Source organism: Flavobacterium beibuense, assembly GCF_004151245.1.
Taxonomy (GTDB): Bacteria; Bacteroidota; Bacteroidia; order Flavobacteriales; family Flavobacteriaceae; genus Flavobacterium; species Flavobacterium beibuense_A.
The window spans coordinates 206533-229933 of sequence record NZ_JUIW01000004.1 but is presented as its reverse complement, the minus strand read 5'-3'; the positions used below and the strand labels follow the sequence as shown (position 1 = coordinate 229933).

Sequence of the window (23401 nt, the reverse complement as noted above, 5' to 3'; positions counted from 1 at the left end):
CCAACATATATCATGATACAAGTACATAACCTTAAAAAAGTATATAACGGAACCACAGTATTGAATATACCTAACCTTGATATACCTAAAGGCGAAAGTTTTGGCCTGGTAGGTAATAACGGTGCAGGAAAAACAACTTTCTTTAGTCTGCTTCTGGATTTAATTCAGCCAACACAAGGATATATTACTACAAACAGTATAAAAGTTAATGAAAGCGAAGGATGGAAACCGTTTACTTCGGCATTTATAGATGAAACATTCCTAATAGGCTATCTTACTCCGGAAGAATACTTTTATTTTATAGGAGAATTAAGAGGATGGAACAAAGCTGATGTTGATGCCCTTTTAGCCAAGCACGAAGACTTTTTTAACGGAGAGATTCTTAACAGGAAAAAATATCTTAGAGACCTTTCTAAAGGTAACCAGAAAAAAGTGGGAATTATAGCAGCGCTTATTGGCAAGCCTGAGGTAGTAATACTTGATGAGCCGTTTGCTAATCTGGACCCAACAACACAGTTCAGGCTTAAAAAGATAATAAAAGAGCTTGCAGAAGACAACAAAACAACCGTACTTGTTTCCAGCCACGATTTGGCACATACAATTGAGGTGAGTAATCGTATTGTTGCTCTTCATAAAGGTGAGGTGGTTAAAGACATAATAACCTCTCAGGAGACACTAAAAGAGCTCGAAGAATTTTTTGCAGTATAATATATATAGGTGTCCCCCGAAGTTTCGGGGGATTTTTTTGCGCCCCGTTTTTTTGCATATAATAAAAAAAGAAACGTATTTTTACCACTCCTTAATACTAAAAAGCGATTTTAAAAGTTAAGGATAAAAAATCTTTTGCGTTGAAAACCAGTACTTATAAATATATAGCCCTAACGGGAGCATTTGCCTTTTTGGTTGCATGTTCAACCAAAAAGAACTCTTTTGTAAACCGCAACTACCACGCAGTTACTACAGAATATAATGTACTGTACAATGGTAATGTTGCTCTTGATAAAGGCATTGAAGATCTTAAAACCACATATTCCGACAATTTTTGGGAACTGCTGCCCATAGAGCGTATGCCGGCTAAAGCCAAGGAAGAGGATAAGCCTATTGCTGTTGGTAAAGAGGCTAAAGAAAAGCAAAAAGAAAACGAGAAAAACCCTGACTTTTCGAGAGCAGAAGACAAGGCGATTAAAGCCATACAAAAACACTCGATGAATTTGGGTGGTAGCGAAAAAAATCCGCAAATGGATGAGGCGCACCTTTTACTGGGAAAATCCAGATATTATCAAAACAGGTTTATACCTGCACTTGAGGCTTTAAACTATATACTATATAAGTATCCTACAAGCGACAAGATTTTTGAAGCAAAAGTCTGGAGAGAAAAAACAAATCTTAGGCTGGAAAACGAGGCAATTGCCATAAAAAACCTAAAGCAGCTTTTAAGTGAAAAATCTAAAATAGACGAACAGATTTTTGCCGATGGTAATGCAATCCTTGCCCAGGCTTATATAGCAACCGGCTCTAAAGACAGTGCCGTGTATGTACTTAAAAAAGCAGCCGAGTTTACTAAAAGAAATGAAGAGAAAGCGCGTTACCATTTTATATTGGGGCAGTTGTATGAAAGCCTTGAGTATCCTGACAGTGCCTTTGCAGAGTTTCAGACGGTGATAGATATGAAAAGAAAATCGCCGAGAATGTATACCATTCAGGCTCATGCTAGACAGGCCGGACAGTTTGATTATAAAAACGGTGACACCCTTGTCTTTATGGAAAAGTACACGAAACTTTTAAAAGACAGGGAAAACAGACCTTATCTTGATATTATCAATTATCAGGTTGGTCTTTTTTACGACAATCAGGACATAGACGATAAGGCCGTTGAGTATTATAACTATTCACTTAGAAAAAATCCGCAGGACAAATACCTGGCAGCCTCTGACCACAGAAATATTGCTGAGATATACTTTAAAAATGCCGAATATGTAAAAGCAGGAAAGTATTATGACAGTACTCTTGTATTTCTGGATAACAGGACAAGGGAGTTTAGAGCGATAAAAAAGAAACGGGATAATCTTGATGACGTTATTAAATATGAGGGAATCGCTCATACTAACGACAGTATCCTTACTTTAGTAGCAATGACTGATGCTGAGAGAATAATCTATTTCGAAGATTACATAGCAAAACTTAAAGAGGCAGACGAAAGAGAAAGAGAAAGACTGGAAAAAGAAGCCCAGATTGCCGAGAACATGAGCAGGGTAAATAATGGAGGCGGAAATCAGTCAATGATGATGGCAGGTAATAATAATTCTAAAGATCAGTTTTCAGCAGTAGGCAAAGATGCTGCCTTAACACAAAGGCCGGGAATGAGACCTAATTTACAACCTGCAAATTCTCAAACAACAACAAGTCCACAATCTGCGGGTCAGCAGCAGGCGGGTCAACCGGGAGGAACGTTTTATTTCTATAACTCAGCGATGGTTTCATACGGGCGTATGGATTTCCAGAGGAAATGGGGTAACAGGCAGCTTACCGATAACTGGAGATGGTCTTCAGAGAATAGAAGTAAAAACAGTTCAGGTGCTGAAACCGAAACAGATAGTACTGCGGTAGCATCCTCTAAAGGGGATGAAGGGTTTAACCCAAGATACAGCCCGGAATTTTATATAGGACAGTTGCCAACTTCTCAAAAGGTAATAGACAGTTTGGCTAAGGAAAGAAATTTTGCTTATTACCAGCTGGGTAACATTTATAAAGACAAGTTTAAAGAATACCAAAGGGCAGCCGATAAGTTTGAAAAGCTGTTGGTAAACAATCCTGAAGAAAGACTTGTACTTCCGTCTAAATATAACCTGTACAAAATATACCAGATTATTAATCCGGAAAGGGCAGAGTTATACAAGCAGCAGATATTAAACGAGTACCCGGATAGCCGTTATGCAGAAATCATTAGAAATCCTTCTGCAGAACAAAACAACAATCAGAGTCCGGAAGCGGTTTATGCAAATCTGTTCAAGCAATATGAGGAAGGAAAGCTAAGAGAAGTATATCCTTTAGTGGAAGAAGCTATTGATACTTATACAGGAGAAGATGTTGTTTCCAAGTTTGAACTGCTTAAGGCAAATATTACAGGAAGGCTTAAAGGAATAGAAGAATTTAAAAATGCCCTTAACTATGTTGCCTTAAACTATCCGAATAAAGAAGAAGGCAAGAAAGCAGAGACAATACTTAGTAAGGATATCCCAACATTAGAAAAAGTTGATTTTGGTAATTTAGCAGTGAGCTGGAAAGTTGTTTTCAAATTTGAACCTACGGCAGAGAATCCGGATAAGAAGCAACTTACCGATAAGCTTAAAAAATTTATAGACGAAAGCCATAACAGGAGCATTACCTTGTCTAACGATATTTATACGGTAAACGAAAACTTTATCGTTATGCATGGCTTTAACAGCAAAGAGGCGGCTATAGATGCTGTTTCAATTCTTAAGGATTATAAAGACTATAAAATAACCGAAACTCCTTATATAATATCAACCGAAGATTATAAGGTAGTACAGATTAAAAAGAACTTTACAGAATTTTTAGCAATTAAATAAGCATGTTTGACAAATCTCAAAAATCAACCACCACAGACTTAGGCAAAACAAACAGAATTGTAGAGGGAACGATGATAAAGGGAGATATTATTTCTAAAGCCGATTTTCGCCTTGACGGCGAACTAATAGGAAACTTCACTTCACAGGGTAAAATTGTAATAGGCCCCGCCGGTAGCGTAACAGGAGACATTAACTGTACCAATGCCGATATTGAAGGCAACTTTGAAGGCAAAATAGAAGTATCAGAACTGCTTAATGTAAAATCTAAAGCAAAAATTAAAGGTGAAGTAGTAGTAAATAAACTTTCGGTAGAACCGGGAGCCGAATTTACAGCAACCTGTACCATGAAAAATGCCGTAAAGCCATTAGCTAATAAAAATGAGCAGCAACAAGCCGGATAAAAACAAGCGCAATAAATGGATTGCACTTATTAATATCCCCATTCAAATGGGGATTATTATTTTTTTGTTCGCCTGGTTTGGAGGTTGGCTTGACGATAAGTACGGCAATACCTCTAACCCAAACACAATGCTTTTTACTCTAATTGGCGTGGGAGTTGCCTTGTATAATGTAATAAGGCAGGTTAACCAGTTAAATAAATAATGAAAAAAGATTTTATCTCTGCATTTTTACTACTAACGGTATTTGCCGTTTTAAGTCTTGTACTTAATATTCTGTTGTACCTAATTCCCGGAATAGGAATTTCAACTGCAGACTTTATATATCCTTTACCCGTAACATATCTGTTTTTTTACGGTTGCTCTTTTGTTATACTAGGCTTGTTAATATTTGTATACTACAAAAGCAAAGAACAGTTGGGATATTTGTTCTTATTGCTTACAGCCGCAAAAATGGCCATTGCCTATGCTTTTGGTTCGTCCGTAATTAATATGCAGGAAGGCAATAGTACTGAAAAGATTAATTTTTTTGTGATTTTCATTTTGTTTTTGATAATAGAGGCCTATTATACAGCACGTTTATTAAACAAAAAATAATAATAAACACTATAATCTGAAATTACGGTAAAATTTTTTGCGCAATAACATTGGAATATTAATTAAAAATGTACCTTTGCACAAAATTTAAGGACCGTAAAATTAAGATATTTAATAAGATGGTGTTTCCCGTAAAATCACTTAAAAACGCTTTAGCAACCCTATTTGCTGTAGTTCCGTTCATGGCTATGGCTAATTCTGTAGAGGATACCTTACAGGTTCATAATCAGGAGGCTGTCCATGCGACAGAACATCATGCTGCAGAATCGCATGAACCGGCATCTAAAAGAGACGAAGTAGATGCTTTTATTGATCATCACTTACAGGATGCTCATGATTTTATTTTCTTCTCAGATAAAGCAGAAGGTAAACACTATGGTTTTGCTCTTCCGGTTATCCTAATCGATAACGGGCTGAAAATTTTCTCATCTTCAAAGTTTCACCACGGTGAAGAAATTGCAGAGGTAGATGGTAACTACTATGCTTTACATCATGGTAAGATATACAAAACAGATGCTAAGGGTACTTTAAGTTTTGATGAGCATCATCATCCAACAAACGAAAAGCCGCTTGATTTTTCTATCACTAAGAATGTTGTATCTATGCTTTTTGTAGCAGGATTAATGTTCTTTATGTTTGTAAGTTTAGCTAAGTCTTACAAAAAAGGTCCTATCCCAACAGGATTTGGAAGAGTGCTTGAGCCACTTATTATATTTATAAGAGAAGAAATTGCTATACCTAATATTGGTGAAAAAAAATACAGAAAATACATGGGCTTTTTACTTACCGTGTTTTTCTTTATCTGGATTCTTAACCTTTTAGGAATGACTCCGCTTGGAATAAACGTTACGGGTAATATATCGATAACTGTTTGTTTAGCGCTATTTACATATTTCATTACTCAGTTTAGTGCAAACAAAGATTACTGGAAGCACATTTTCTGGATGCCGGATGTACCTGTAGCTATGAAAATTGTTTTAATGCCAATCGAGATATTAGGTACGCTTACAAAGCCATTTGCCTTATTAATACGTTTATTTGCAAATATTACGGCTGGTCACGTGGTGATTATGAGTCTTATTGCAATGATGTTTATTGGTGAAAATCTGGCAGCAGATATGCCTATCTCTTTAGGTTTAACATTATTTATCTCTGTAATTGAGATTTTGGTAGCATTCTTACAGGCGTTTATCTTTACAATGCTTTCATCTCTGTTTATAGGTATGGCAGTACAGGAGCACCACCATGAAGAAGATCATGATGCACACACAGAAGAGGAACCAATTATCATTTAATCAAATAGAAGTTTAATTTTTATATTATATAGTCATGGGTACAATACCAACTTTAGTAGGAGCAGGTTTAGTAGTAATAGGTGCAGGCCTTGGTTTAGGTAAAATCGGTGGTTCTGCAATGGACGCTATCGCTCGTCAGCCTGAGGCTGCTGGAAAAATCCAGACTGCGATGATTATTATCGCAGCTTTATTAGAAGGTTTAGCATTCGCTGCTCTAATCTTAGGAAAATAATAAAGAGAAACTTTAACAATACCTGTAGCGGTTGGCTACAGGTACTGTTTTACATTTAAATTTGACTTAAATAATTTATATATAACATATAAAGATGGAGAAATTAGTAAACGATTTTTCATTTGGTTTATTCTTTTGGCAGGCACTAATTTTATTAGTGTTAATTCTATTGCTGGTTAAGTTTGCATGGAAGCCTATTATGAGTTCTATTGTTGCAAGAGAAGAAGGTATTGCAGGTGCTTTAGCCGCTGCTGAGGCTGCTCGTAAAGAGATGCAAAATCTACAGGCTGATAACGAAAGAATTCTTCAGGAGGCAAGAGCTGAAAGAGACGCAATGATGAAAGAAGCCAGAGAGATCAAAGAAAAAATGATTGCTGATGCTAAGCATGAGGCTCAGCTACAGAGTGAGAAAATGATCGAGCAGGCTAAAGCTACTATCAACAGCGAGAAAAATGCTGCTATGGCAGAGCTTAAAGCTCAGGTATCAGGCCTTTCACTTGAAATTGCAGAGAAAATACTTAAACAGGAACTATCTAACGATGCTGCTCAAACTACATTAGTTGAGAAAATGTTAGAGGACGTAAAATTAAACTAATCTTATGACAGGTTCAAGAGCTGCAGTAAGATATGCTAAGGCAATCCTTGAAATGGCACAGGCCTCAAACGTGGCGGTGCAGGTTAATGAGGATATGGCCCTTATAGCATCTACAATTAAGGAAAATAATGAGCTTAACAGCTTTATCAATAGCCCTACTATTAAGCCAGAGGTAAAGGAGAGTGCATTAAACGAAGTTTTTTCGGCATCGCAAAGCATCACTAAAGGATTATTCCGTCTTTTACACGAAAATAAAAGATTTAAAATCCTTGAACAGGTAGCTGTACAATACGGCAAACAGTTTGATGAGGCAAACGGGCTTGAAACGGCTAAGGTAACAACAGCTTTCCCTATTACTGCTGAACTTGAAGCTAAGGTATTGGCAAAAATAAAAGAGTTTTCAGATAAGAAAATCACCATTGAAAATATAGTAGACCCTTCAATAATAGGAGGATTTATCTTAAGAATAGGTGATAAGCAGTTTAACGCATCTGTTGCTAACAGGTTGTTAACATTAAAACGAGAATTAAGTAATTAGTATTTACCACACAATAGTGTTTAAATTATAAAGTAAGATGGCAGAAATTAAACCTGCTGAAATTTCAGCAATATTAAAGAAACAATTGTCCGGTTTTGAATCGGGTGCTACATTAGAAGAAGTAGGAACTGTTCTTCAGGTAGGTGACGGTATTGCCCGTATTTACGGTCTATCTAACGCTCAATATGGTGAGTTAGTTCAGTTTGACAACGGGTTAGAAGGTATTGTATTGAACCTTGAGGAAGACAATGTGGGCGTAGTATTGCTTGGCCCTTCAATTGGGATTAAAGAAGGTTCTACTGTAAAAAGACTACAACGTATCGCTTCACTTAAAGTAGGTGAAGAAATGGTAGGTCGTGTAGTTGATACACTAGGTAACCCAATTGATGGTAAAGGCCCTATAGGTGGTGATCTTTATGAGATGCCTCTTGAGCGTAAAGCTCCGGGAGTTATCTTCCGTCAGCCGGTAACTGAGCCACTACAAACAGGTATTAAAGCGGTTGATGCCATGATTCCAGTAGGACGTGGTCAGCGTGAGCTTGTTATTGGTGACCGTCAAACAGGTAAAACAACTGTTTGTATCGATACCATCCTTAATCAAAAAGAATTCTATGATGCAGGTAAGCCTGTATTCTGTATATATGTTGCTGTAGGTCAAAAAGCTTCTACAGTAGCTGGTATTGCAAAAACATTAGAAGAAAAAGGAGCAATGGCTTATACAGTTATCGTTGCTGCTAACGCTTCAGATCCTGCTCCTATGCAGGTATATGCTCCGTTCGCGGGTGCTGCAATAGGTGAGTACTTCCGTGATACCGGTCGTCCTGCACTTATTATCTATGATGATTTATCTAAGCAGGCAGTTGCTTACCGTGAGGTTTCCCTTCTACTTAGAAGACCACCGGGACGTGAGGCTTACCCTGGAGACGTTTTCTATCTTCACTCAAGATTACTAGAGCGTGCTGCTAAGGTTATTGCTGATGATGATATCGCTAAAACAATGAACGACCTTCCTGAGTCGTTAAGACCAATCGTTAAAGGTGGTGGTTCATTAACTGCTCTTCCTATTATCGAAACTCAGGCTGGTGACGTTTCTGCTTATATCCCAACAAACGTTATCTCGATTACTGACGGTCAGATATTCCTTGAGTCAGATCTATTCAACTCAGGTGTACGTCCGGCTATCAACGTAGGTATCTCTGTATCTCGTGTAGGTGGTAACGCTCAGATCAAATCAATGAAAAAAGTATCTGGTACTCTTAAGTTAGACCAGGCACAGTTCCGTGAGCTTGAAGCTTTCGCTAAATTTGGTTCTGATCTTGATGCTGCTACATTAAACGTAATTGAAAAAGGTAGAAGAAACGTTGAGATCCTTAAGCAGGCTGTAAACGACCCTTATACTGTAGAAGATCAGGTAGCTATTATCTATGCAGGTACTAAAAACCTACTTAGAAAAGTTCCTGTAAGCAAAGTAAAAGAGTTTGAAAGAGACTATATCGAGTACCTAAACGCTAAGCACAGAGATACTCTTGATGCGCTTAAGGCCGGTAAGTTTACAGATGAACTTACAGATGTACTTGAGAAAGCTGCTGCTGAAGTTTCTGCAAAATATTAATTAGATTTTAGATTTAAGTATTGAGCGGTGAGATGTTGAATCTCAATACTCACTTCTCAATACTCAATACCATATAACAAATGGCAAACTTAAAGGAAATACGTAACAGGATTGCTTCGGTTTCATCGACTATGCAAATTACAAGTGCGATGAAAATGGTTTCTGCTGCCAAGCTTAAAAAAGCTCAGGATGCTATTACGGCTATGAGGCCTTATTCTGAAAAGCTTACAGAACTATTACAAAACCTTAGCGCTACCCTAGAAGGCGATAACGGAGGTGCATTTGCTGAGCAACGCGAGGTAAACAATGTACTTGTTGTTGTTATTACTTCAAACAGGGGATTGTGTGGTGCCTTTAATGCTAATGTGATAAAACAGGTTAAAAACCTTCAGTCTGTTTATGCAGGTAAAAAGGTTGATGTTTTAGCTATTGGTAAAAAAGGTAATGATGCCTTAAAAAAGAGCTGCAACATTATAGATAACCAAAGTACTGTATTTGATAGCCTTACTTTTGAAAACGTAGCGGTTATTGCACAAACACTTATGGATAAGTTTGCAGAGGGGCAGTATGACAGGATTGAACTGGTGTATAACCATTTTAAAAATGCTGCTACCCAAATTGTGAAAACAGAACAGTTTTTACCGTTAGCTCCTGCTGAAACTACAGAAGTAGACAGCAATGCTACAACAGACTATATCTTTGAACCGTCTAAAGAAGAAATCGTACTAAGCCTTATACCGCTTTCGTTAAAAACGCAGCTTTATAAAGCTATCCGCGACTCTTTTGCTTCTGAGCATGGTGCACGTATGACAGCAATGCATAAAGCAACCGATAATGCAACGGAACTTAGAAACCAGTTGAAATTAACTTATAACAAAGCGCGTCAGGCTTCAATTACAGGTGAGATTCTTGAAATTGTAGGTGGTGCAGAAGCTTTGAACAATTAATAAACTGAACGACACACAACTATAAAGAGCCACGCTGTAGCGTGGCTTTTTTTATTACCTTAGTAGCTAAAAGAACAAATAGTGATACTATATTTGATGGTTCTTTTATATTTATTAAATCAACTAACCTTTGAGTCTTTATAAAAATCTTTTTAAGCAAACTGCGGTATATGGTTTGGCAACCGTTTTGCCACGCATGCTCAGTTTCCTTTTGGTAAGGCTTTATACCGATTATCTTCCTAACAGCGAGTATGGAGAAGTATCGGTAATCTTTTCATGGATGGTATTTTTTAATGTTATCCTTGCCTATGGTATGGAAACCTCTTTCTTCAGGTTTTATAATACCGATAGCTCGCGAAATGTTGTAAGCACCTCTACAATTTCCATCTTTTGGTCTTCCATGTTTTTTCTTTTTGCTGCATTGGTTGGGCGTAACTATTTGGCAGAATGGTCGGATATCGATGTGCAGTATATTACCTATACCATTTGGATATTGGTACTTGATGCTCTTGTAATTATACCTTTCTCTAAACTTCGTGCCGACGGAAGACCTATATATTATGCTGCTATAAAAATTGGAAATGTTTTTGTAAACCTGGGGCTTAATGTGGTTTTTATAGCATGGCTGCCGAAATGGGCCGTTTCAAACCCCGAAGGTTTCTGGGAAATGATTTATAAGGAAGATTTCCAGATAGGATACATTTTTGTTTCAAATCTTATAGCCAGTTTTTTAACCTTAATGGTATTGGCTCCACACTACTTTAAAATTCGCTGGTCTTTTGACAGGGAGTTATGGAGAAGAATGATGCGTTACAGCCTGCCGGTTTTGGTCGCGGGTGTAGCATTTGCCATAAACGAAGCTTTTGACCGTATTTTACTTGAAAAACTATTGCCGGATAATATTGCCAAAGCAGAGGTAGGTATCTATTCGGCCTGCTATAAGCTGGCCTTGTTCATGACGCTATATGCCACAGCATTCAGGTTGGGGATAGAGCCGTTCTTTTTCAGCTATGCCAAGAACGAATCGGCACCAAAGGCCTATGCCATGATAACCAAATACTTTGTAATATTCGGTTCGGTAATATTGGTTTGTGTTGTAGTTTTTTCCGATATTCTTAAAGTGCTTCTTATTGATAATAAGTCCTATTGGGACGGGATGAAGGTGGTGCCACTTATAATCATAGCAAATTTCTTTTTAGGTATTTATCATAACCTTTCGGTGTGGTATAAACTTACCGATAAGACTAAAATGGGAGCCTATATCTCAATAGTGGGTGCCATAGTTACTTTAGTCCTCAACTTTGTGCTTATTCATGAATACAGCTATATGGGATCGGCAATTGCTACGATATCCGCATACGGTACCATGATGATAATCTCTTATTTTTTAGGGAATAAGTACTATCCTATCCCTTATGATATGAAAAAGATAGGCGGCTACCTGGGGCTTTCCATAGCACTTTCCCTACTGTATTTTTATAAGTTTAGGGAAAACTATTTTGTGGGTATAGCTGTTATAATTATATATGCGGTATTTATATACCGAAACGAAAGGGAAACCCTACAGCGTGTTTTAAGACGCAAATAAGCCCAACCAAAGGGATGCACTTACATTTGATTTTGATATATTTGAATTATAAATAAAATACCAGTAATGACAATTAAAATAATTAATAAATCCAATCACGCTTTACCAAATTATGAAACAATAGCCTCTGCAGGTATGGACCTTAGAGCAAATCTTGAGGAGTCTGTAATATTAAGTCCGCTGGGAAGGGCTATAATAAAAACAGGCCTTTTTATGGAGCTGCCTATAGGATATGAAGCACAGGTAAGGCCGCGTAGCGGACTGGCGGCAAAAAAAGGTATAACGGTACTTAACAGTCCGGGAACTATTGATGCTGACTACAGAGGTGAGATTGGGGTTATTTTAGTTAATCTGTCAAACGAGCCGGTAACAATTGAAAATGGGGAAAGGATAGCGCAGCTTGTAATTGCCAAACACGAGCGTGCCGAATGGCTGGAAGCAGAAGTGCTTACCGAAACTACCCGCGGAGCAGGAGGTTTTGGTAGTACGGGTGTAAAGTAACCAACTAAACCAACCACATATGAAAACCGCCAATTATTTTAAAAATGTAAGCCTTACTGCATTGTTGGCAATGGGCTCTTTTGTTTATGCACAGGATACGGCAGATGCAGATAACAGTACAAACATTAAAGAAATGGCTGATAAAGCCTGTGATTGTGCAGAAAAAATAAGTGTTAACCTTACAAGAGAAGAAACGGTTGAAGAAATTAATTCCTGTATTACGGCACAAATAACATCAAACCAGTTAATGTCGTCGCTTAAAGGTTTGATAGAAGAAGCTGCTAAAGAGATAGAAACAGACTCTACGGCTGTTGTTACCGACACCATAACAGACGAACAGATAAAAAACATAAATATATCTATAAACTCCGAAGAAAATTTTGAGGAGATTCAGGCTTATATGTTCGCCAACTGTTCCGCAGTAAAAACACTTATGGCCAGTAATAATATTGAATCGAAGCATTCAATGTCAAAAAACAAAAAGGCTCTCGAATTCTATTATGAAGGCCTTGATTATTATGAAAAAGGGAAATATGACATGGCCATTGTCAGCTATAATAAGGCAGTAAAAAAAGACCCTAAATTTGCTTTTGCGTGGGATAATCTTGGATTATCGTACAGGCAAATGGGTAATTATAAAGAAGCGGTAAAGTGTTATAAGAAATCACTTGAAATAGACCCAACAGGTGTTACACCACTACAAAATATGGCAGCAGCGTACACCTTTATGGAAGATTTTAAACAGGCAGGTGAAACTTATGAAAAATACATAAAGTTATACCCTAATGATCCTGAAGGATACTATGGTGCCGGAAGGGCATACTATATGGGAGGCAATCATGAGCAGGGTGTAGATAATATGTTTAAGGCGTTTAAAATATATAGTGAGACTAAATCACCTTATATTAGTGATGCACAGCAAATGTTAGCATTTTTTTACCAGGATTTAGAGCAAAAAGGCAAGCTTGATATTTTTATGCAGGCAGCAAAAAATAATAATATAAACATACAAGACGAAGAAGAATAATGAGAATAATAGTTCCTATGGCAGGAAGGGGGTCACGCCTTCGCCCACACACGCTTACAGTACCAAAACCGTTAATACCAATAGCAGGTAAACCTATAGTACACAGGTTGGTAGAGGATATTGCAGGCGTAATAAATCAGGAAATAGAAGAGATAGCGTTTATCATACATAAAGATTTTGGTACTCAGGTAGAAAAAGACCTTGTAGCCATTGCCGAAAAGCTGGGTGCAAAAGGTAGTATTTATTACCAGGAGCAGCCATTGGGTACTGCCCATGCTATTATGAGTGCTAAAGAATCTATGAAGGGACCAATAGTTGTGGCTTATGCCGATACACTTTTCAGGGCCGATTTTACGTTAGATACTACAGCCGACAGTGTAATTTGGGTAAAACAGGTAGAAGACCCAAGTGCTTTTGGTGTGGTTCAGCTAAATGACAAAAATGAAATTGTTGATTTTGTTGAGAAGCCTAAAGAGTTTGTGTCTGATCTTGCCATTATAGGTATCTATTATTTTAAAAGTGGAGAAACGCTTCGTGAAGAGCTTCAGTATCTGTTAGACAATAATGTTGTAAAAGGTGGAGAATACCAACTTACAGACGGGCTTGAAAACATGAAGCAAAAGGGCATGAAGTTTGTGCCGGGTAAAGTAGACGAATGGATGGACTGCGGTAACAAAAACGTTACGGTTGAGACCAATTCAAGAATGCTTAACTTTTTGCATAACGATGGTGAGAACCTGGTGTCACAAAATGTGGTGCTTGAAAACAGTACTATTGTACCACCGTGCTTTATAGGCGAAAACGTAGTGCTTAAAAATGCTACTGTTGGCCCCAATGTATCGTTAGGTAATAATACGAGAGTTGAAAGCAGTGTTATTAAAAACAGCTTGGTACAAACCAATGCAGTTATTACCAATGCTCATCTAGATAATGCCATGATAGGTAACCATGCAGCTTTTAACGGCAAGTTTACAAGCATAAGTATTGGTGATTATTCGGTTATAGAATAAATATAATGAATAAAAAGATTCTTTTTTGCGGACTTCTGTTTTCAGGAATGCTCTTAGCTCCTGCAGTTTGCCGTGCCCAGGAGGAGCCGGATCAGATTGCATTGGCTAACGATGTTTTTGAAAATAATTTTTATGAAGCACTCAAGCAAAAAGGAATAGAAAATTATGATAAGGCACTTCGAGCCCTGGAAACATGCAGGGCCGAAGAGCCAAACAATCCGGTGGTGTATCATGAGATAGGTAAAAATTACCTTGCCCTAATGAATTATCCGGAAGCAGAAAAAGCTTTTTTAAAAGCGACAGAGCTGGATCCTAAAAACAGATGGTACTGGGTAGGATTATATGATGTTTACTATCAAACTCAGGATTTTAATAAAGCCATTCCGGTAGTGCAAAAACTTACCGAATGGAGAAAAGAGTTCTATGAGGAAGATTTAGTGTCGCTTTATATGTATACCGAACAGTTTGATAAGGCGCTTGCACTTATTAATGAACTGGAGCAGACTGTTGGGCAAACCGAAAGAAGAGAAATGTTTAAGTTACAGATTTTAAGTAACAACAAACTAAACAAGCCTAAAAAACAGGAACTGGAAGAAGCGATAAAAAAATATCCTAAGGAGGAGTCTAACTATCTGGAGCTTATTTACCTGTATTCTGAAAGCAATGAAGAGGAAAAAGCCGAAAAGATAGCTGAGAAACTGGCTAAGGAAATTCCTGAGTCCGATTGGGGGCAGGTAAGCCTGTTCAAATTCAACCTTAATAACAATAAGGGTGATGAAGCTGCAAAATCGATGTTCAGGATTTTAGGCAGTAAAAAAATTGACAGAAAAATAAAGCACAGGGTATTAAATGAGTTTATCATTTATGCCTATAACAATCCACAGTATTATAACGATCTTGAAAAGGCTGTAGATTATTTTGCAGATGATGAGGAAGTAAATGTACCTAAAGAGGTAGGTAAATTCTTTTTTAATAAAAGAAATTTTGATCAGGCAGGGTATTACTTTCAAAAAAGCCTAGCAGCCGACGCCGATGATATTGAGGCCATAGAGCTATTGCTGTATACCTATCAGGAAAGTCAACGTTTTGACGAGCTTTATGCTAAAGCGACTGAATATACAGAGTTGTTTCCAACTCATGCAAGACTGTATTATTTTGCAGGTTTGGCAGCAAACAAAAAGCAACAATACAAAAAAGCGAAGGAATGGCTTGAAAACGGAATGGACTTTGTAGTAGAGGATATTGAGCTTGAAGCAGGCTTTAACAGGCAACTGGGAGAAGCATATGCAGGGCTGGGAGATGAAAAGAAAAAAGAGGCTTATTTTTCTAAAGCCAATAAACTACAAAAACCGGGAGAATAATTCATGAAAAAAATAACAGTTGCTGTACTGCTAACCCTTGCCCTTGTTTCATGTAAATCGAAACAGGGACTTATTGCCGAAAAGAATGCAAATACCGAAAAAACGGTAAAGGAAATAGTAAAAGGTCATAACGATAACCCTTTAGATTTTAACAACCTTCAGATAAGGGCATCTGCCAATTATAAAGGAGGTGGAGAATCATATAGCTTCAGTTTGGATATTAGGGTTAAAAAAGATGAGATGATTTGGGTTAACGCCAGCGTACTGGGCTTTCCTGTCGCAAAGGCATTAGTAACTCCCGAAAAAGTAACCTATTATGTAAATACCCAAAAAGAATACTTTGAGGGCGATTATGAAATGCTTAGCCAGTGGTTAGGAACTGATCTGGATTACAACAAGGTACAAAACATGCTTTTAGGCCGTGCTATGGATAATTTGGCAGAGGGAAAATATAAGGCCGGATTACAGGATGGGTTATACAGCCTGGATGGTAAAGAAGACTATGATATTTTTAAGCATTTTCTGTTTGAAGGAGCTAACTTTTTACTAAAACAGCAGGTTATAGAACAGGGAGGATATGAGCCGCAAAAGTTAACGGTAAACTATCCCGGATATAAAGAATACGGAAAAACGATGCTGCCAACAGGGCTACAGGCTGAAGCCCAAAAAGAGGATAGTGTAAACGTTGATATTGAATACAATAATATTACCTTTGATAAAGAAGATTTGAGGTTTACTTACAATGTGCCGAGCGGCATGAAACGTATAAATATAGAATAGATTAACCGGACGGAAAATGATTAGAGCGCTTCTTACTTTATTTCTTATTTGCACCACTACTATAGCCTGGAGCCAAACCAGTGCCGCACAGAAAAAGCTGGAACAGGAAAAAAAGCAAATACAGAAAGAGATAAAGGAATTTCAAAACCTGCTTAACAAGGAGGATAAAAAAGAAAAATCGGTTTTAGGGCAAATTAAGGAAAGTGAGGTTAAAATACGCCTTACAGAAAACCTTATAAGTACCATACAAAAACAAAGCAGGCTGCTTAGCGATGATATATACCTTAACCAGAAAAAAGTAAATAAGCTAAACAAAGAGCTTGAAGTGCTTAAGGAAGACTATGCCAATACAATAGTAAAGGCTTACAAAAGCCGATCGGAACAAAGCCGTATCATGTTTATCCTAAGTTCTGAAAGTTTTCTACAGGCCTACAAAAGGGTTCAGTACATGAAACAGTATGGTGAATTCAGGAAGATGCAGGCAGAGGAAATTAAGGAGAAAATGGCAGAACTGGATGCTCTTATTAAAAAGCTGAACGGACAGAAAAAGGAGAAAGAAGTGCTTCTTACCGAAACCAAAGAACAAAAGGAAGATTTAGTTGGCGACAAGAAAGAGCATGAAAAACTGGTAAAGATTATCCAGAAGGATAAGAAGAAATATGCTGCCGATATTAAGAAAAAACAGAAGCAGGAAAGGGATCTTCAAAACCAGATTGATGAGTTAATTAGAAAAGCGATTGCTGAGGCTAATAAGAAAAAAGCCAAAGCAGAGGGTAAAAGCACTACTAATGTATCTTCAAGCAAATTTGCTGAGTTAAGCAAAGAAGGTAAGATCGTAGCCGATAACTTTAAGGCCAGTAAAGGCCAGTTGCCATGGCCGGTAGATAAAGGATATGTTTCTGTTCCTTATGGTAAATACAGGGCAACAAGTGCCGATGTAAAGACAAGCAGCGAGATGAACAGTACCGGTATTGAGATTACCACCGAGAAAGGTTCCAGTGCTAAGGCTGTATTTGACGGAGTAGTAAACTCGGTATCACAAATTAACGGGGGAAGGATGTTTGTAATAGTTGAGCACGGTAACTACCTAACGCTTTATTATAACTTATCTTCAGTGAATGTTGGTATCGGTGATAAAGTGAAAATGGGACAAAAACTGGGTACTCTATGGACCAACCCGATAACCGGTGAAACGGTTATTAAGTTTATTATGACACAAAATACAGATTATCTTAATCCGCAACAATGGCTTAACCGATAAAAGATAAAATAAAAAAAAGCAGCTCTTAAAGCTGCTTTTTTTATGACCGATATTCTCTCATTGAGAAAAAGTATATTATACAAATAACGCTTTCAGTTCGGTAGCATCATGCGGGCTAAGTTTTCCTGCCAGTACAAGGCTAAGTTGTTTTCTTCTAAGAGCAGCTTCAAAACGTTGTTTTTCAATTTCTGTTTCAGGTTCAATAGCAGGTACTTCTACAGGGCGGCCGGTTTCATCTACAGCCACAAAGGTATAGATAGCTTCGTTAGCTTTCGCTCTGGTGCCCGATTCACGGTCTTCTGTCCATACATCAATAAAAATCTCCATAGAGGTCTTAAAAGTACGGGAAACCTTAGCCTCAACGGTAACAACACTTCCTAAAGGAATAGACCTGTTAAAGGCAACGTGGTTAACCGATGCCGTTACAACAATCCTCCTGGAATGCCTGCGTGCAGCTATACTTGCCGCACGGTCCATTCGTGCTAACAGTTCGCCACCAAAAAGGTTGTTAAGCGGATTGGTTTCTCCGGGTAAGACCAAATCGGTCATAATGCACATAGAGTCAGAAGGGTGTTTTGCCTGCATTGAATAATATTTTTGGCAAAGATAGTGCAGAATCATAAAAAAACCCATGCATTAACATGGGTTTAGTTTTTTATAGGTCTTTTACAAGTAACCAGGCTTCTTTGTTGGTTTCCTTTCTTATGTTGTTAAGATTTTCGTGTGCCGACTCATAAGTTGGATAGCTTCCGTAAATAACAGGATATAACCCGTATTTATTTTTGTCCAGCTTTCTTGCTTTAAAGCCTTTTGCCCTAAGTTGTTGTAGTGCCTTTTCGGCATTAGCCTCACTGCGAAAGGCATTAGCAACAATATGGTAGTATAGCTGTTCTTCCGTTTCTTCTTTTACAGTAAGCTTTACTGCCGGCATAGGGTCAAGGAAAAACGTTGCTGTTTGTATTTCCTGATTAACCTGTTCCTGAACGTGTTGTTCTGCCAGGCGGGTTTCCTTGTTTATTTTGTTGTCGTAGTATACTTTAAAGCCTGCACTTCCTGCAAACAGAGCCGTTATAAACACAGCTGCATATTTAAGGAAAGAGTAGTTCTTTCTTCTTTCGGGAGTAAACATAACGGGAACTTCTTCCTCAAGTTCCTCAACTTCTGCCTTAAGTACCTCACGTGTAATTACAGGGGAAGTAAAGCTGCCAAGACCAAAAGAGTCGGTAAGGTAGTTAACCGGGGTGTTAGGATAGAACACAAGGCTGCTCTCGCTGTTGAAAGCAAGGTCTCCTATATTTTTAAGTATAAGGCGCTCACCGTTTTGCAGCTCGTCAAGCCATAGCTTTACAATTTTCTCAATATCACTTACAGCTTCATTGTAAGAAATTTTTTCCTGTAAGGCGATATGATTCGCTAAAAGCCCGTCATTATTCTTTAAATTCGCATTAAAAGAAATTAGCTTTTTAGGTGGATAGAACGTATTAGTGTCCGTATCTATGCTTGCTGACCTGGTTTCGGTTAAAAAAGCACCAAAGCCCGGAACGATAACGCACTGGTAACGATATAGTAGCGCTGATATGTGTTTCTCTATCATCATAACAACAAATTTAACGAATCAACCGCTAATGCAAAATTTTATTCACAATTTTTATTAACAATTGTCGAGGCGGGTTTTATTCAGAATATTTTAAAGTATTAATGACTGATAACGAATTGTTTAGTACGCTTGCCCTGCTTAAGGTAGAGGGTGTGGGCGATATTGTGGCAAAAAAACTGATAAACCATTTGGGTAGTGCAGAAGCCGTTTTTTCAGCAAAAAGGCAGCAGGTTCTAGCGATTGAAGGTATAGGAGATGTCTTATATAAAAGTTTACAGGATAAGGAAGTTTTTAAACTGGCCGAAGCCGAAATGAAGTTTATAAAAGATAGCGGTATTAAGACTTCCTATTATCTGGAGGCGGATTATCCTGAAAGGCTAAAGCATTGTATTGATGGCCCGGTGGTGCTTTTCAGTTCAGGGAATATAAACCTTGAAGGCAAAAAAACGATAAGTATTGTTGGTACCCGTCAAATGACATCTTATGGAGCCGATTTTTGCCGTAAGCTTATTGAGGATATTGCTCCGCTGGATCCGGTTATTATAAGCGGTTTTGCTTATGGGGTAGATATTTTTGCGCATCAGGTGGCTATAGAGCAAAACCTGCAAACCATAGGTGTGGTAGCACACGGCCTTAATCAGATATACCCGAAGGTACATAAAAAGTATGTGGCTAAGATGGAGGAGAATGGAGGTTTCTTTACTGAGTTTTGGAGTACATCAAACCCCGATAAGGAAAATTTTGTAAAGCGTAACCGTATTGTGGCAGGCCTTGCCGAAGCTACTGTAATTATAGAAAGTGCCGATAAGGGAGGCTCGCTTATAACAGCAAATATTGCTAACGATTATAACAGGGATGTATTTGCCGTACCGGGTCGTGTTACCGATAAATACAGCATGGGCTGCAACAATCTTATAAAAAGCCAAAGGGCCCATTTGCTTACTGATGCTGCCGACCTGCTTTATATATTAAACTGGAGTACTGAAGAGAAAAAGGTAGCTCCTGTACAAAAGCAGCTGTTTGTTACCCTTGAGGATGATGAACAGAAAGTATATGATTTTTTACAGAAAAACGGTAAGGAACTTATGGACATTATAGCGCTGGAATGTGGTATGCCTGTATTTAAGCTTTCATCGCTATTACTTACTATGGAACTTAAAGGAGTAATAAGGCCATTGCCGGGAAAACTCTTTGAAGCGATTTGATAAGTATTCAATTTGCCTGTCATCTCGACCAGAGGGAGAAATCTCTAAAATACAAAAGCCCGATAATAATTATCGGGCTTATTTTATATTGAATGCTGTGATTGCTTTTTAGTTGAACCCAAGCTTTTCGCGTACTCTTTTAAGTACACCGTTTGCTATGGTAGCTGCTTTGTCAGATCCTGTTTTTAAAAGGGCGTCTACTTCTGCAAGGTTGTTCATGTAGTAAGTATACTTTTCCCTTTCGGGTTTAAACTTCTCAACAATAAGTTCAAACAAGGCTTGCTTGGCATGGCCGTAACCATAATTACCACCAACATAGTTGGCTCTCATTTGTTCAGTTTGTTCCGGTGTTGCCAATAGTTTATAGATGGCAAAAACATTACATGTATCAGGGTTTTTAGGCTCTTCAAGTGGTGTGCTGTCGGTTTCTATAGACATTACCTGCTTTCTAAGCGGTTTGTCTTCCAGGAATATATTGATGATGTTGTTACGGGACTTACTCATTTTCTCACCATCGGTACCAGGAATAATTTTTGTCTCCTCGCCTGTAATCGCTTCTGGTAATACAAAAGTCTCTCCCATCTGGCTGTTGAATCGGGAAGCCACATCGCGTGTAATCTCTATATGCTGTAACTGGTCTTTTCCTACAGGTACAAACTCTGCATCATATAATAATATATCTGCAGCCATAAGCATAGGGTAGGTAAACAGTCCGGCGTTTACATCGGCTAACCTGTCGGCCTTATCCTTAAAGGAATGTGCCAGTGTTAATCTTTGGAAAGGAAAAAAGCAGCTAAGGTACCATGTAAGCTCTGCGGTTTGAGGCACATCGCTCTGGCGGTAAAAAATTACTTTATTTATATCAAGGCCAAAGGCAAGCCATGTGGCTGCCACGCTGTATGTGTTTTCACGAAGTGTTTTGCCATCCTTTATCTGTGTAACAGAGTGCAGGTCGGCAATAAATAAAAACGATTCGTTTTCTGGTTTGTTAGCCATTTCTATGGCTGGTATAATAGCACCTAAAAGGTTGCCTAAATGCGGTGTTCCGGTACTTTGAATACCGGTTAATATTTTTGCCATGGTATGCTTTTCAAATTTTACACAAAGGTAAAAGGTTTTGCGAAAAAATAGGGATTGAATTCTTACATTTGACAGCATGAAAATAGTAAAGGCGATTTTTTGGACACTATGGCGCATATGGTTTTATGTCCTTATGGGTGTTCCTATTATCATTATGTCGCCTTTTCTTATACTTAGTATCCTTTCGGAGAAAACCTATCCTCAGTTTTTTATAATGGCGCGCTTATGGGCAAAAATCATCCTTTTCGGGATGGGCTTTTACTATAAGATAGAACGTGAGCAAAAACTGGAAAAAGGTAAAAGCTACATGCTGGTAGCTAACCATACCTCTATGACTGACATTATGCTCATGCTGGTTATTTCTAAAAATCCGTTTGTGTTTGTAGGAAAAAAGGAGCTGGTTAAGATTCCTATATTCGGGTTCTTCTACAAACGTACCTGCATACTGGTAGACAGGGAAAGTTCAAAAAGCCGTTTTGAGGTGTTTAAGCGAGCACAGCACAGGCTTAACCAGGGGCTAAGCATTTGTATTTTTCCTGAGGGCGGTGTTCCTGAAGATGAAAATGTTATACTCGATGAGTTTAAGGACGGAGCGTTCCGTTTGGCTATAGAACACCAGATTCCTGTGGTGCCAATGACCTTTGCCGACAACAAAAAACGATTTTCATTCAGTTTCTTTAGCGGCAGTCCGGGTCGTATGAGGGCAAAGGTGCATCATTTTATAGAGACCAAAGGACTTACCCTTGATGATAAAAAAGATCTGAAAGACAGGGTGCGACAGATAATTTATCATCAGTTACTGCATTATACAAAAGGAAAAGCTTAACACTTTTACAAAACGGATTTTGCTTAAAAAATCCGTATCTTTGTAGCCTGTTTAAATAACATTTTTAAAGAATTTTAATTTATGTATCCAGAAGAATTAGTGAAACCAATGCGTGCTGAACTTTCAGAGGCAGGTTTTGAAGAACTATATACACCAGAAGCAGTAAAAGATGCAGTCGCTACAGAAGGAACTACACTTGTAGTGGTAAACTCTGTTTGCGGATGTGCAGCAAGAAACGCAAGACCGGGTGTAAAAATGAGCCTTAGCAACGGTAAGACTCCGGCAAAACTTGTAACAGTTTTTGCAGGTGTAGACAGGGAAGCTGTAGACGCAGCAAGAGAATTGATGTTCCCATTCCCTCCGTCATCTCCAAGTATGGCATTATTTAAAAATGGTGAGCTTGTGCATATGCTTGAGCGTCATCATATTGAAGGTCGCCCTGCAGAAATGATTGCAGAGAACCTTAAAGATGCTTACGACGAGTTCTGCTAATAAAAGCTCATTTAAAAGTTTCAAGCCACGCCTTTGCGTGGCTTTCTTTTTTACAATAGTATGCTTACATACTAAATGTTTTTATTATTAATTAAAAAGACTGTACTTTTACGCGAATTTTTAAGAACATACATGGGCAAGATACTGTCATATCTTTTATCGATAATCTACTATCTGGTTTTTTTGCTTATACTGCTGATATTTCATCCTATACAGTGGTTTTGTTTAAACGTGTTTGGATACCAGGCACATAAAAAAAGCGTAGATATATTAAACGGATGCTTAGTTAGAAGTACACACCTTTTAGGAACAACATATAAAATTGAAGGAAGGGAAAAAATACCGACAGGGGTACCGCTTATTATAGTGGCAAACCACCAGAGTATGCATGATATCCCGCCTATTATATGGTTTATGAGAAAATTCCATCCTAAATTTATCAGTAAGAAAGAATTAGGAAAGGGAATACCAAGCGTGTCTTACAATTTAAGACATGGAGGTTCCGTTTTAATAGATAGAAAAGACCCAAAGCAAGCCTTACCTGCCATAAAACAGATTGCCACTTACATCGAAAAGAATACACGTTCGGCAGTAATTTTTCCTGAGGGTACCCGAAGTAAGACGGGAGCCCCTAAGAAGTTTTCGGAAAACGGTCTTAAAATCCTTTGTAAATTCGCCCCTTCTGCTTATATTGTACCTATAAGCATCAACAATTCGTGGAAGATGGTGCAATACGGGCAGTACCCGTTAGGATTAGGCAACCGATTAACTTTTACAGTACAGGAACCATTTGCCATAAAGAATATTCCTTTTGAAGAAGTAATGGAGAGAACAGAGAACGCAGTAGTACAAGGAATAAAAAACTAATA

25 protein-coding genes are annotated in these 23401 nt (G+C 38.1%); 22 read left to right on the top strand and 3 right to left on the bottom strand.

Annotated elements, in window-relative coordinates:
• The first annotated feature begins 12 nt into the window (after positions 1–12).
• From NU09_RS06960 to NU09_RS06875, 18 genes are all read left to right on the top strand, one after another.
• Positions 13–708 (top strand): ABC transporter ATP-binding protein, encoded by a 696-nt coding sequence (locus tag NU09_RS06960; RefSeq protein ID WP_129750552.1) that lies wholly within the window; start codon positions 13–15, stop codon positions 706–708.
• A 140-nt stretch (positions 709–848) separates the two neighbouring features.
• A complete protein-coding gene (locus NU09_RS06955) occupies positions 849–3590 on the top strand; it encodes a tetratricopeptide repeat protein (protein WP_129750551.1) in 2742 nt (913 codons plus the stop codon).
• 2 nt (positions 3591–3592) lie between these two features.
• Positions 3593–3991, top strand: a complete 399-nt coding sequence (locus NU09_RS06950) for a polymer-forming cytoskeletal protein (RefSeq protein WP_129750550.1) — start codon at positions 3593–3595, stop codon at positions 3989–3991.
• Entirely contained in the window at positions 3969–4193 is a 225-nt protein-coding gene (locus tag NU09_RS06945; RefSeq protein ID WP_129750549.1) for an AtpZ/AtpI family protein, read from the top strand. The genes NU09_RS06950 and NU09_RS06945 overlap by 23 nt, the downstream gene beginning before the upstream one ends.
• Positions 4193–4585, top strand: coding sequence for a hypothetical protein (locus NU09_RS06940; protein WP_129750548.1), 393 nt, complete (start codon positions 4193–4195; stop codon positions 4583–4585). Before NU09_RS06945 ends, NU09_RS06940 begins: the two co-directional genes overlap by 1 nt.
• 119 nt (positions 4586–4704) lie before the next feature.
• Positions 4705–5880, top strand: coding sequence for a F0F1 ATP synthase subunit A (atpB, locus tag NU09_RS06935; RefSeq protein ID WP_129750547.1), 1176 nt, complete (start codon positions 4705–4707; stop codon positions 5878–5880).
• A gap of 34 nt (positions 5881–5914) precedes the next feature.
• Positions 5915–6112 carry an ATP synthase F0 subunit C gene (gene atpE / locus NU09_RS06930; protein ID WP_008465835.1) on the top strand — a complete coding sequence of 66 codons (198 nt, stop codon included), beginning with the start codon at positions 5915–5917 and terminating at the stop codon, positions 6110–6112.
• A 94-nt stretch (positions 6113–6206) separates the two neighbouring features.
• Positions 6207–6707, top strand: a complete 501-nt coding sequence (locus tag NU09_RS06925) for a F0F1 ATP synthase subunit B (protein ID WP_129750546.1) — start codon at positions 6207–6209, stop codon at positions 6705–6707.
• A gap of 4 nt (positions 6708–6711) precedes the next feature.
• A complete protein-coding gene (atpH, locus tag NU09_RS06920) occupies positions 6712–7245 on the top strand; it encodes an ATP synthase F1 subunit delta (protein WP_129750545.1) in 534 nt (177 codons plus the stop codon).
• 37 nt (positions 7246–7282) lie between these two features.
• Positions 7283–8857, top strand: coding sequence for a F0F1 ATP synthase subunit alpha (atpA, locus tag NU09_RS06915; RefSeq protein WP_129750544.1), 1575 nt, complete (start codon positions 7283–7285; stop codon positions 8855–8857).
• Positions 8858–8937: 80 nt separating this feature from the next.
• The gene (gene atpG, locus NU09_RS06910) at positions 8938–9804 is read left to right on the top strand and encodes an ATP synthase F1 subunit gamma (RefSeq protein ID WP_129750543.1); all 867 of its coding nucleotides are present in this window, start codon (positions 8938–8940) and stop codon (positions 9802–9804) included.
• 130 nt (positions 9805–9934) lie between these two features.
• Positions 9935–11392, top strand: coding sequence for an oligosaccharide flippase family protein (locus NU09_RS06905; RefSeq protein ID WP_129750542.1), 1458 nt, complete (start codon positions 9935–9937; stop codon positions 11390–11392).
• Between the two features lie 66 nt (positions 11393–11458).
• The gene (gene dut / locus NU09_RS06900) at positions 11459–11893 is read left to right on the top strand and encodes a dUTP diphosphatase (protein WP_129750541.1); all 435 of its coding nucleotides are present in this window, start codon (positions 11459–11461) and stop codon (positions 11891–11893) included.
• Between the two features lie 19 nt (positions 11894–11912).
• Positions 11913–12920 carry a tetratricopeptide repeat protein gene (locus NU09_RS06895; protein ID WP_129750540.1) on the top strand — a complete coding sequence of 336 codons (1008 nt, stop codon included), beginning with the start codon at positions 11913–11915 and terminating at the stop codon, positions 12918–12920.
• Positions 12920–13930 (top strand): sugar phosphate nucleotidyltransferase, encoded by a 1011-nt coding sequence (locus tag NU09_RS06890; RefSeq protein WP_129750539.1) that lies wholly within the window; start codon positions 12920–12922, stop codon positions 13928–13930. Before NU09_RS06895 ends, NU09_RS06890 begins: the two co-directional genes overlap by 1 nt.
• A 5-nt stretch (positions 13931–13935) precedes the next feature.
• On the top strand, positions 13936–15291 hold the full coding sequence (locus NU09_RS06885; protein WP_129750538.1) for a tetratricopeptide repeat protein: 1356 nt from the start codon (positions 13936–13938) through the stop codon (positions 15289–15291).
• 3 nt (positions 15292–15294) lie between these two features.
• Positions 15295–16071, top strand: a complete 777-nt coding sequence (locus NU09_RS06880) for a DUF4292 domain-containing protein (protein ID WP_129750537.1) — start codon at positions 15295–15297, stop codon at positions 16069–16071.
• Between the two features lie 16 nt (positions 16072–16087).
• Positions 16088–17332, top strand: coding sequence for a murein hydrolase activator EnvC family protein (locus NU09_RS06875; RefSeq protein WP_129750536.1), 1245 nt, complete (start codon positions 16088–16090; stop codon positions 17330–17332).
• Positions 17333–17407: 75 nt separating this feature from the next.
• Here the strand turns inward: NU09_RS06875 and NU09_RS06870 are convergent, their stop codons facing one another.
• A complete protein-coding gene (locus tag NU09_RS06870; protein WP_129750535.1) occupies positions 17408–17917 on the bottom strand; it encodes an acyl-CoA thioesterase in 510 nt (169 codons plus the stop codon).
• Positions 17918–17987: 70 nt separating this feature from the next.
• On the bottom strand, positions 17988–18929 hold the full coding sequence (locus NU09_RS06865) for an SPOR domain-containing protein (RefSeq protein ID WP_129750534.1): 942 nt from the start codon (positions 18927–18929) through the stop codon (positions 17988–17990).
• A gap of 101 nt (positions 18930–19030) precedes the next feature.
• On the opposite strand from NU09_RS06865, the gene dprA reads away from it, so the two are divergent.
• Entirely contained in the window at positions 19031–20134 is a 1104-nt protein-coding gene (dprA, locus tag NU09_RS06860) for a DNA-processing protein DprA (protein WP_129750533.1), read from the top strand.
• Positions 20135–20242: 108 nt separating this feature from the next.
• On the opposite strand, the gene trpS is transcribed toward dprA, so the two are convergent.
• Positions 20243–21214, bottom strand: a complete 972-nt coding sequence (trpS, locus tag NU09_RS06855; RefSeq protein ID WP_129750532.1) for a tryptophan--tRNA ligase — start codon at positions 21212–21214, stop codon at positions 20243–20245.
• A 76-nt stretch (positions 21215–21290) separates the two neighbouring features.
• On the opposite strand from trpS, the gene NU09_RS06850 reads away from it, so the two are divergent.
• The 3 genes from NU09_RS06850 (at position 21291) to NU09_RS06840 (ending at position 23399) form a co-directional block, all read left to right on the top strand.
• A complete protein-coding gene (locus NU09_RS06850; RefSeq protein ID WP_129750531.1) occupies positions 21291–22040 on the top strand; it encodes a lysophospholipid acyltransferase family protein in 750 nt (249 codons plus the stop codon).
• An 81-nt stretch (positions 22041–22121) separates the two neighbouring features.
• On the top strand, positions 22122–22532 hold the full coding sequence (locus NU09_RS06845) for a BrxA/BrxB family bacilliredoxin (protein WP_129750530.1): 411 nt from the start codon (positions 22122–22124) through the stop codon (positions 22530–22532).
• Positions 22533–22664: 132 nt separating this feature from the next.
• A complete protein-coding gene (locus NU09_RS06840; protein WP_129750650.1) occupies positions 22665–23399 on the top strand; it encodes a lysophospholipid acyltransferase family protein in 735 nt (244 codons plus the stop codon).
• Positions 23400–23401: the final 2 nt, after the last annotated feature.

Coding starts and splice junctions, on each gene's coding strand:
- NU09_RS06960 (WP_129750552.1), top strand. CDS start 13: ATGATACAAGTACATAACCTTAAAAAAGTATATAACGGAACCACAGTA.
- NU09_RS06950 (WP_129750550.1), top strand. CDS start 3,593: ATGTTTGACAAATCTCAAAAATCAACCACCACAGACTTAGGCAAAACA.
- NU09_RS06945 (WP_129750549.1), top strand. CDS start 3,969: ATGAGCAGCAACAAGCCGGATAAAAACAAGCGCAATAAATGGATTGCA.
- NU09_RS06940 (WP_129750548.1), top strand. CDS start 4,193: ATGAAAAAAGATTTTATCTCTGCATTTTTACTACTAACGGTATTTGCC.
- atpB (WP_129750547.1), top strand. CDS start 4,705: ATGGTGTTTCCCGTAAAATCACTTAAAAACGCTTTAGCAACCCTATTT.
- atpE (WP_008465835.1), top strand. CDS start 5,915: ATGGGTACAATACCAACTTTAGTAGGAGCAGGTTTAGTAGTAATAGGT.
- NU09_RS06925 (WP_129750546.1), top strand. CDS start 6,207: ATGGAGAAATTAGTAAACGATTTTTCATTTGGTTTATTCTTTTGGCAG.
- atpH (WP_129750545.1), top strand. CDS start 6,712: ATGACAGGTTCAAGAGCTGCAGTAAGATATGCTAAGGCAATCCTTGAA.
- atpA (WP_129750544.1), top strand. CDS start 7,283: ATGGCAGAAATTAAACCTGCTGAAATTTCAGCAATATTAAAGAAACAA.
- atpG (WP_129750543.1), top strand. CDS start 8,938: ATGGCAAACTTAAAGGAAATACGTAACAGGATTGCTTCGGTTTCATCG.
- dut (WP_129750541.1), top strand. CDS start 11,459: ATGACAATTAAAATAATTAATAAATCCAATCACGCTTTACCAAATTAT.
- NU09_RS06895 (WP_129750540.1), top strand. CDS start 11,913: ATGAAAACCGCCAATTATTTTAAAAATGTAAGCCTTACTGCATTGTTG.
- NU09_RS06890 (WP_129750539.1), top strand. CDS start 12,920: ATGAGAATAATAGTTCCTATGGCAGGAAGGGGGTCACGCCTTCGCCCA.
- NU09_RS06885 (WP_129750538.1), top strand. CDS start 13,936: ATGAATAAAAAGATTCTTTTTTGCGGACTTCTGTTTTCAGGAATGCTC.
- NU09_RS06880 (WP_129750537.1), top strand. CDS start 15,295: ATGAAAAAAATAACAGTTGCTGTACTGCTAACCCTTGCCCTTGTTTCA.
- NU09_RS06875 (WP_129750536.1), top strand. CDS start 16,088: ATGATTAGAGCGCTTCTTACTTTATTTCTTATTTGCACCACTACTATA.
- NU09_RS06870 (WP_129750535.1), bottom strand. CDS start 17,917: ATGCAGGCAAAACACCCTTCTGACTCTATGTGCATTATGACCGATTTG.
- NU09_RS06865 (WP_129750534.1), bottom strand. CDS start 18,929: ATGATGATAGAGAAACACATATCAGCGCTACTATATCGTTACCAGTGC.
- dprA (WP_129750533.1), top strand. CDS start 19,031: ATGACTGATAACGAATTGTTTAGTACGCTTGCCCTGCTTAAGGTAGAG.
- trpS (WP_129750532.1), bottom strand. CDS start 21,214: ATGGCAAAAATATTAACCGGTATTCAAAGTACCGGAACACCGCATTTA.
- NU09_RS06850 (WP_129750531.1), top strand. CDS start 21,291: ATGAAAATAGTAAAGGCGATTTTTTGGACACTATGGCGCATATGGTTT.
- NU09_RS06845 (WP_129750530.1), top strand. CDS start 22,122: ATGTATCCAGAAGAATTAGTGAAACCAATGCGTGCTGAACTTTCAGAG.
- NU09_RS06840 (WP_129750650.1), top strand. CDS start 22,665: ATGGGCAAGATACTGTCATATCTTTTATCGATAATCTACTATCTGGTT.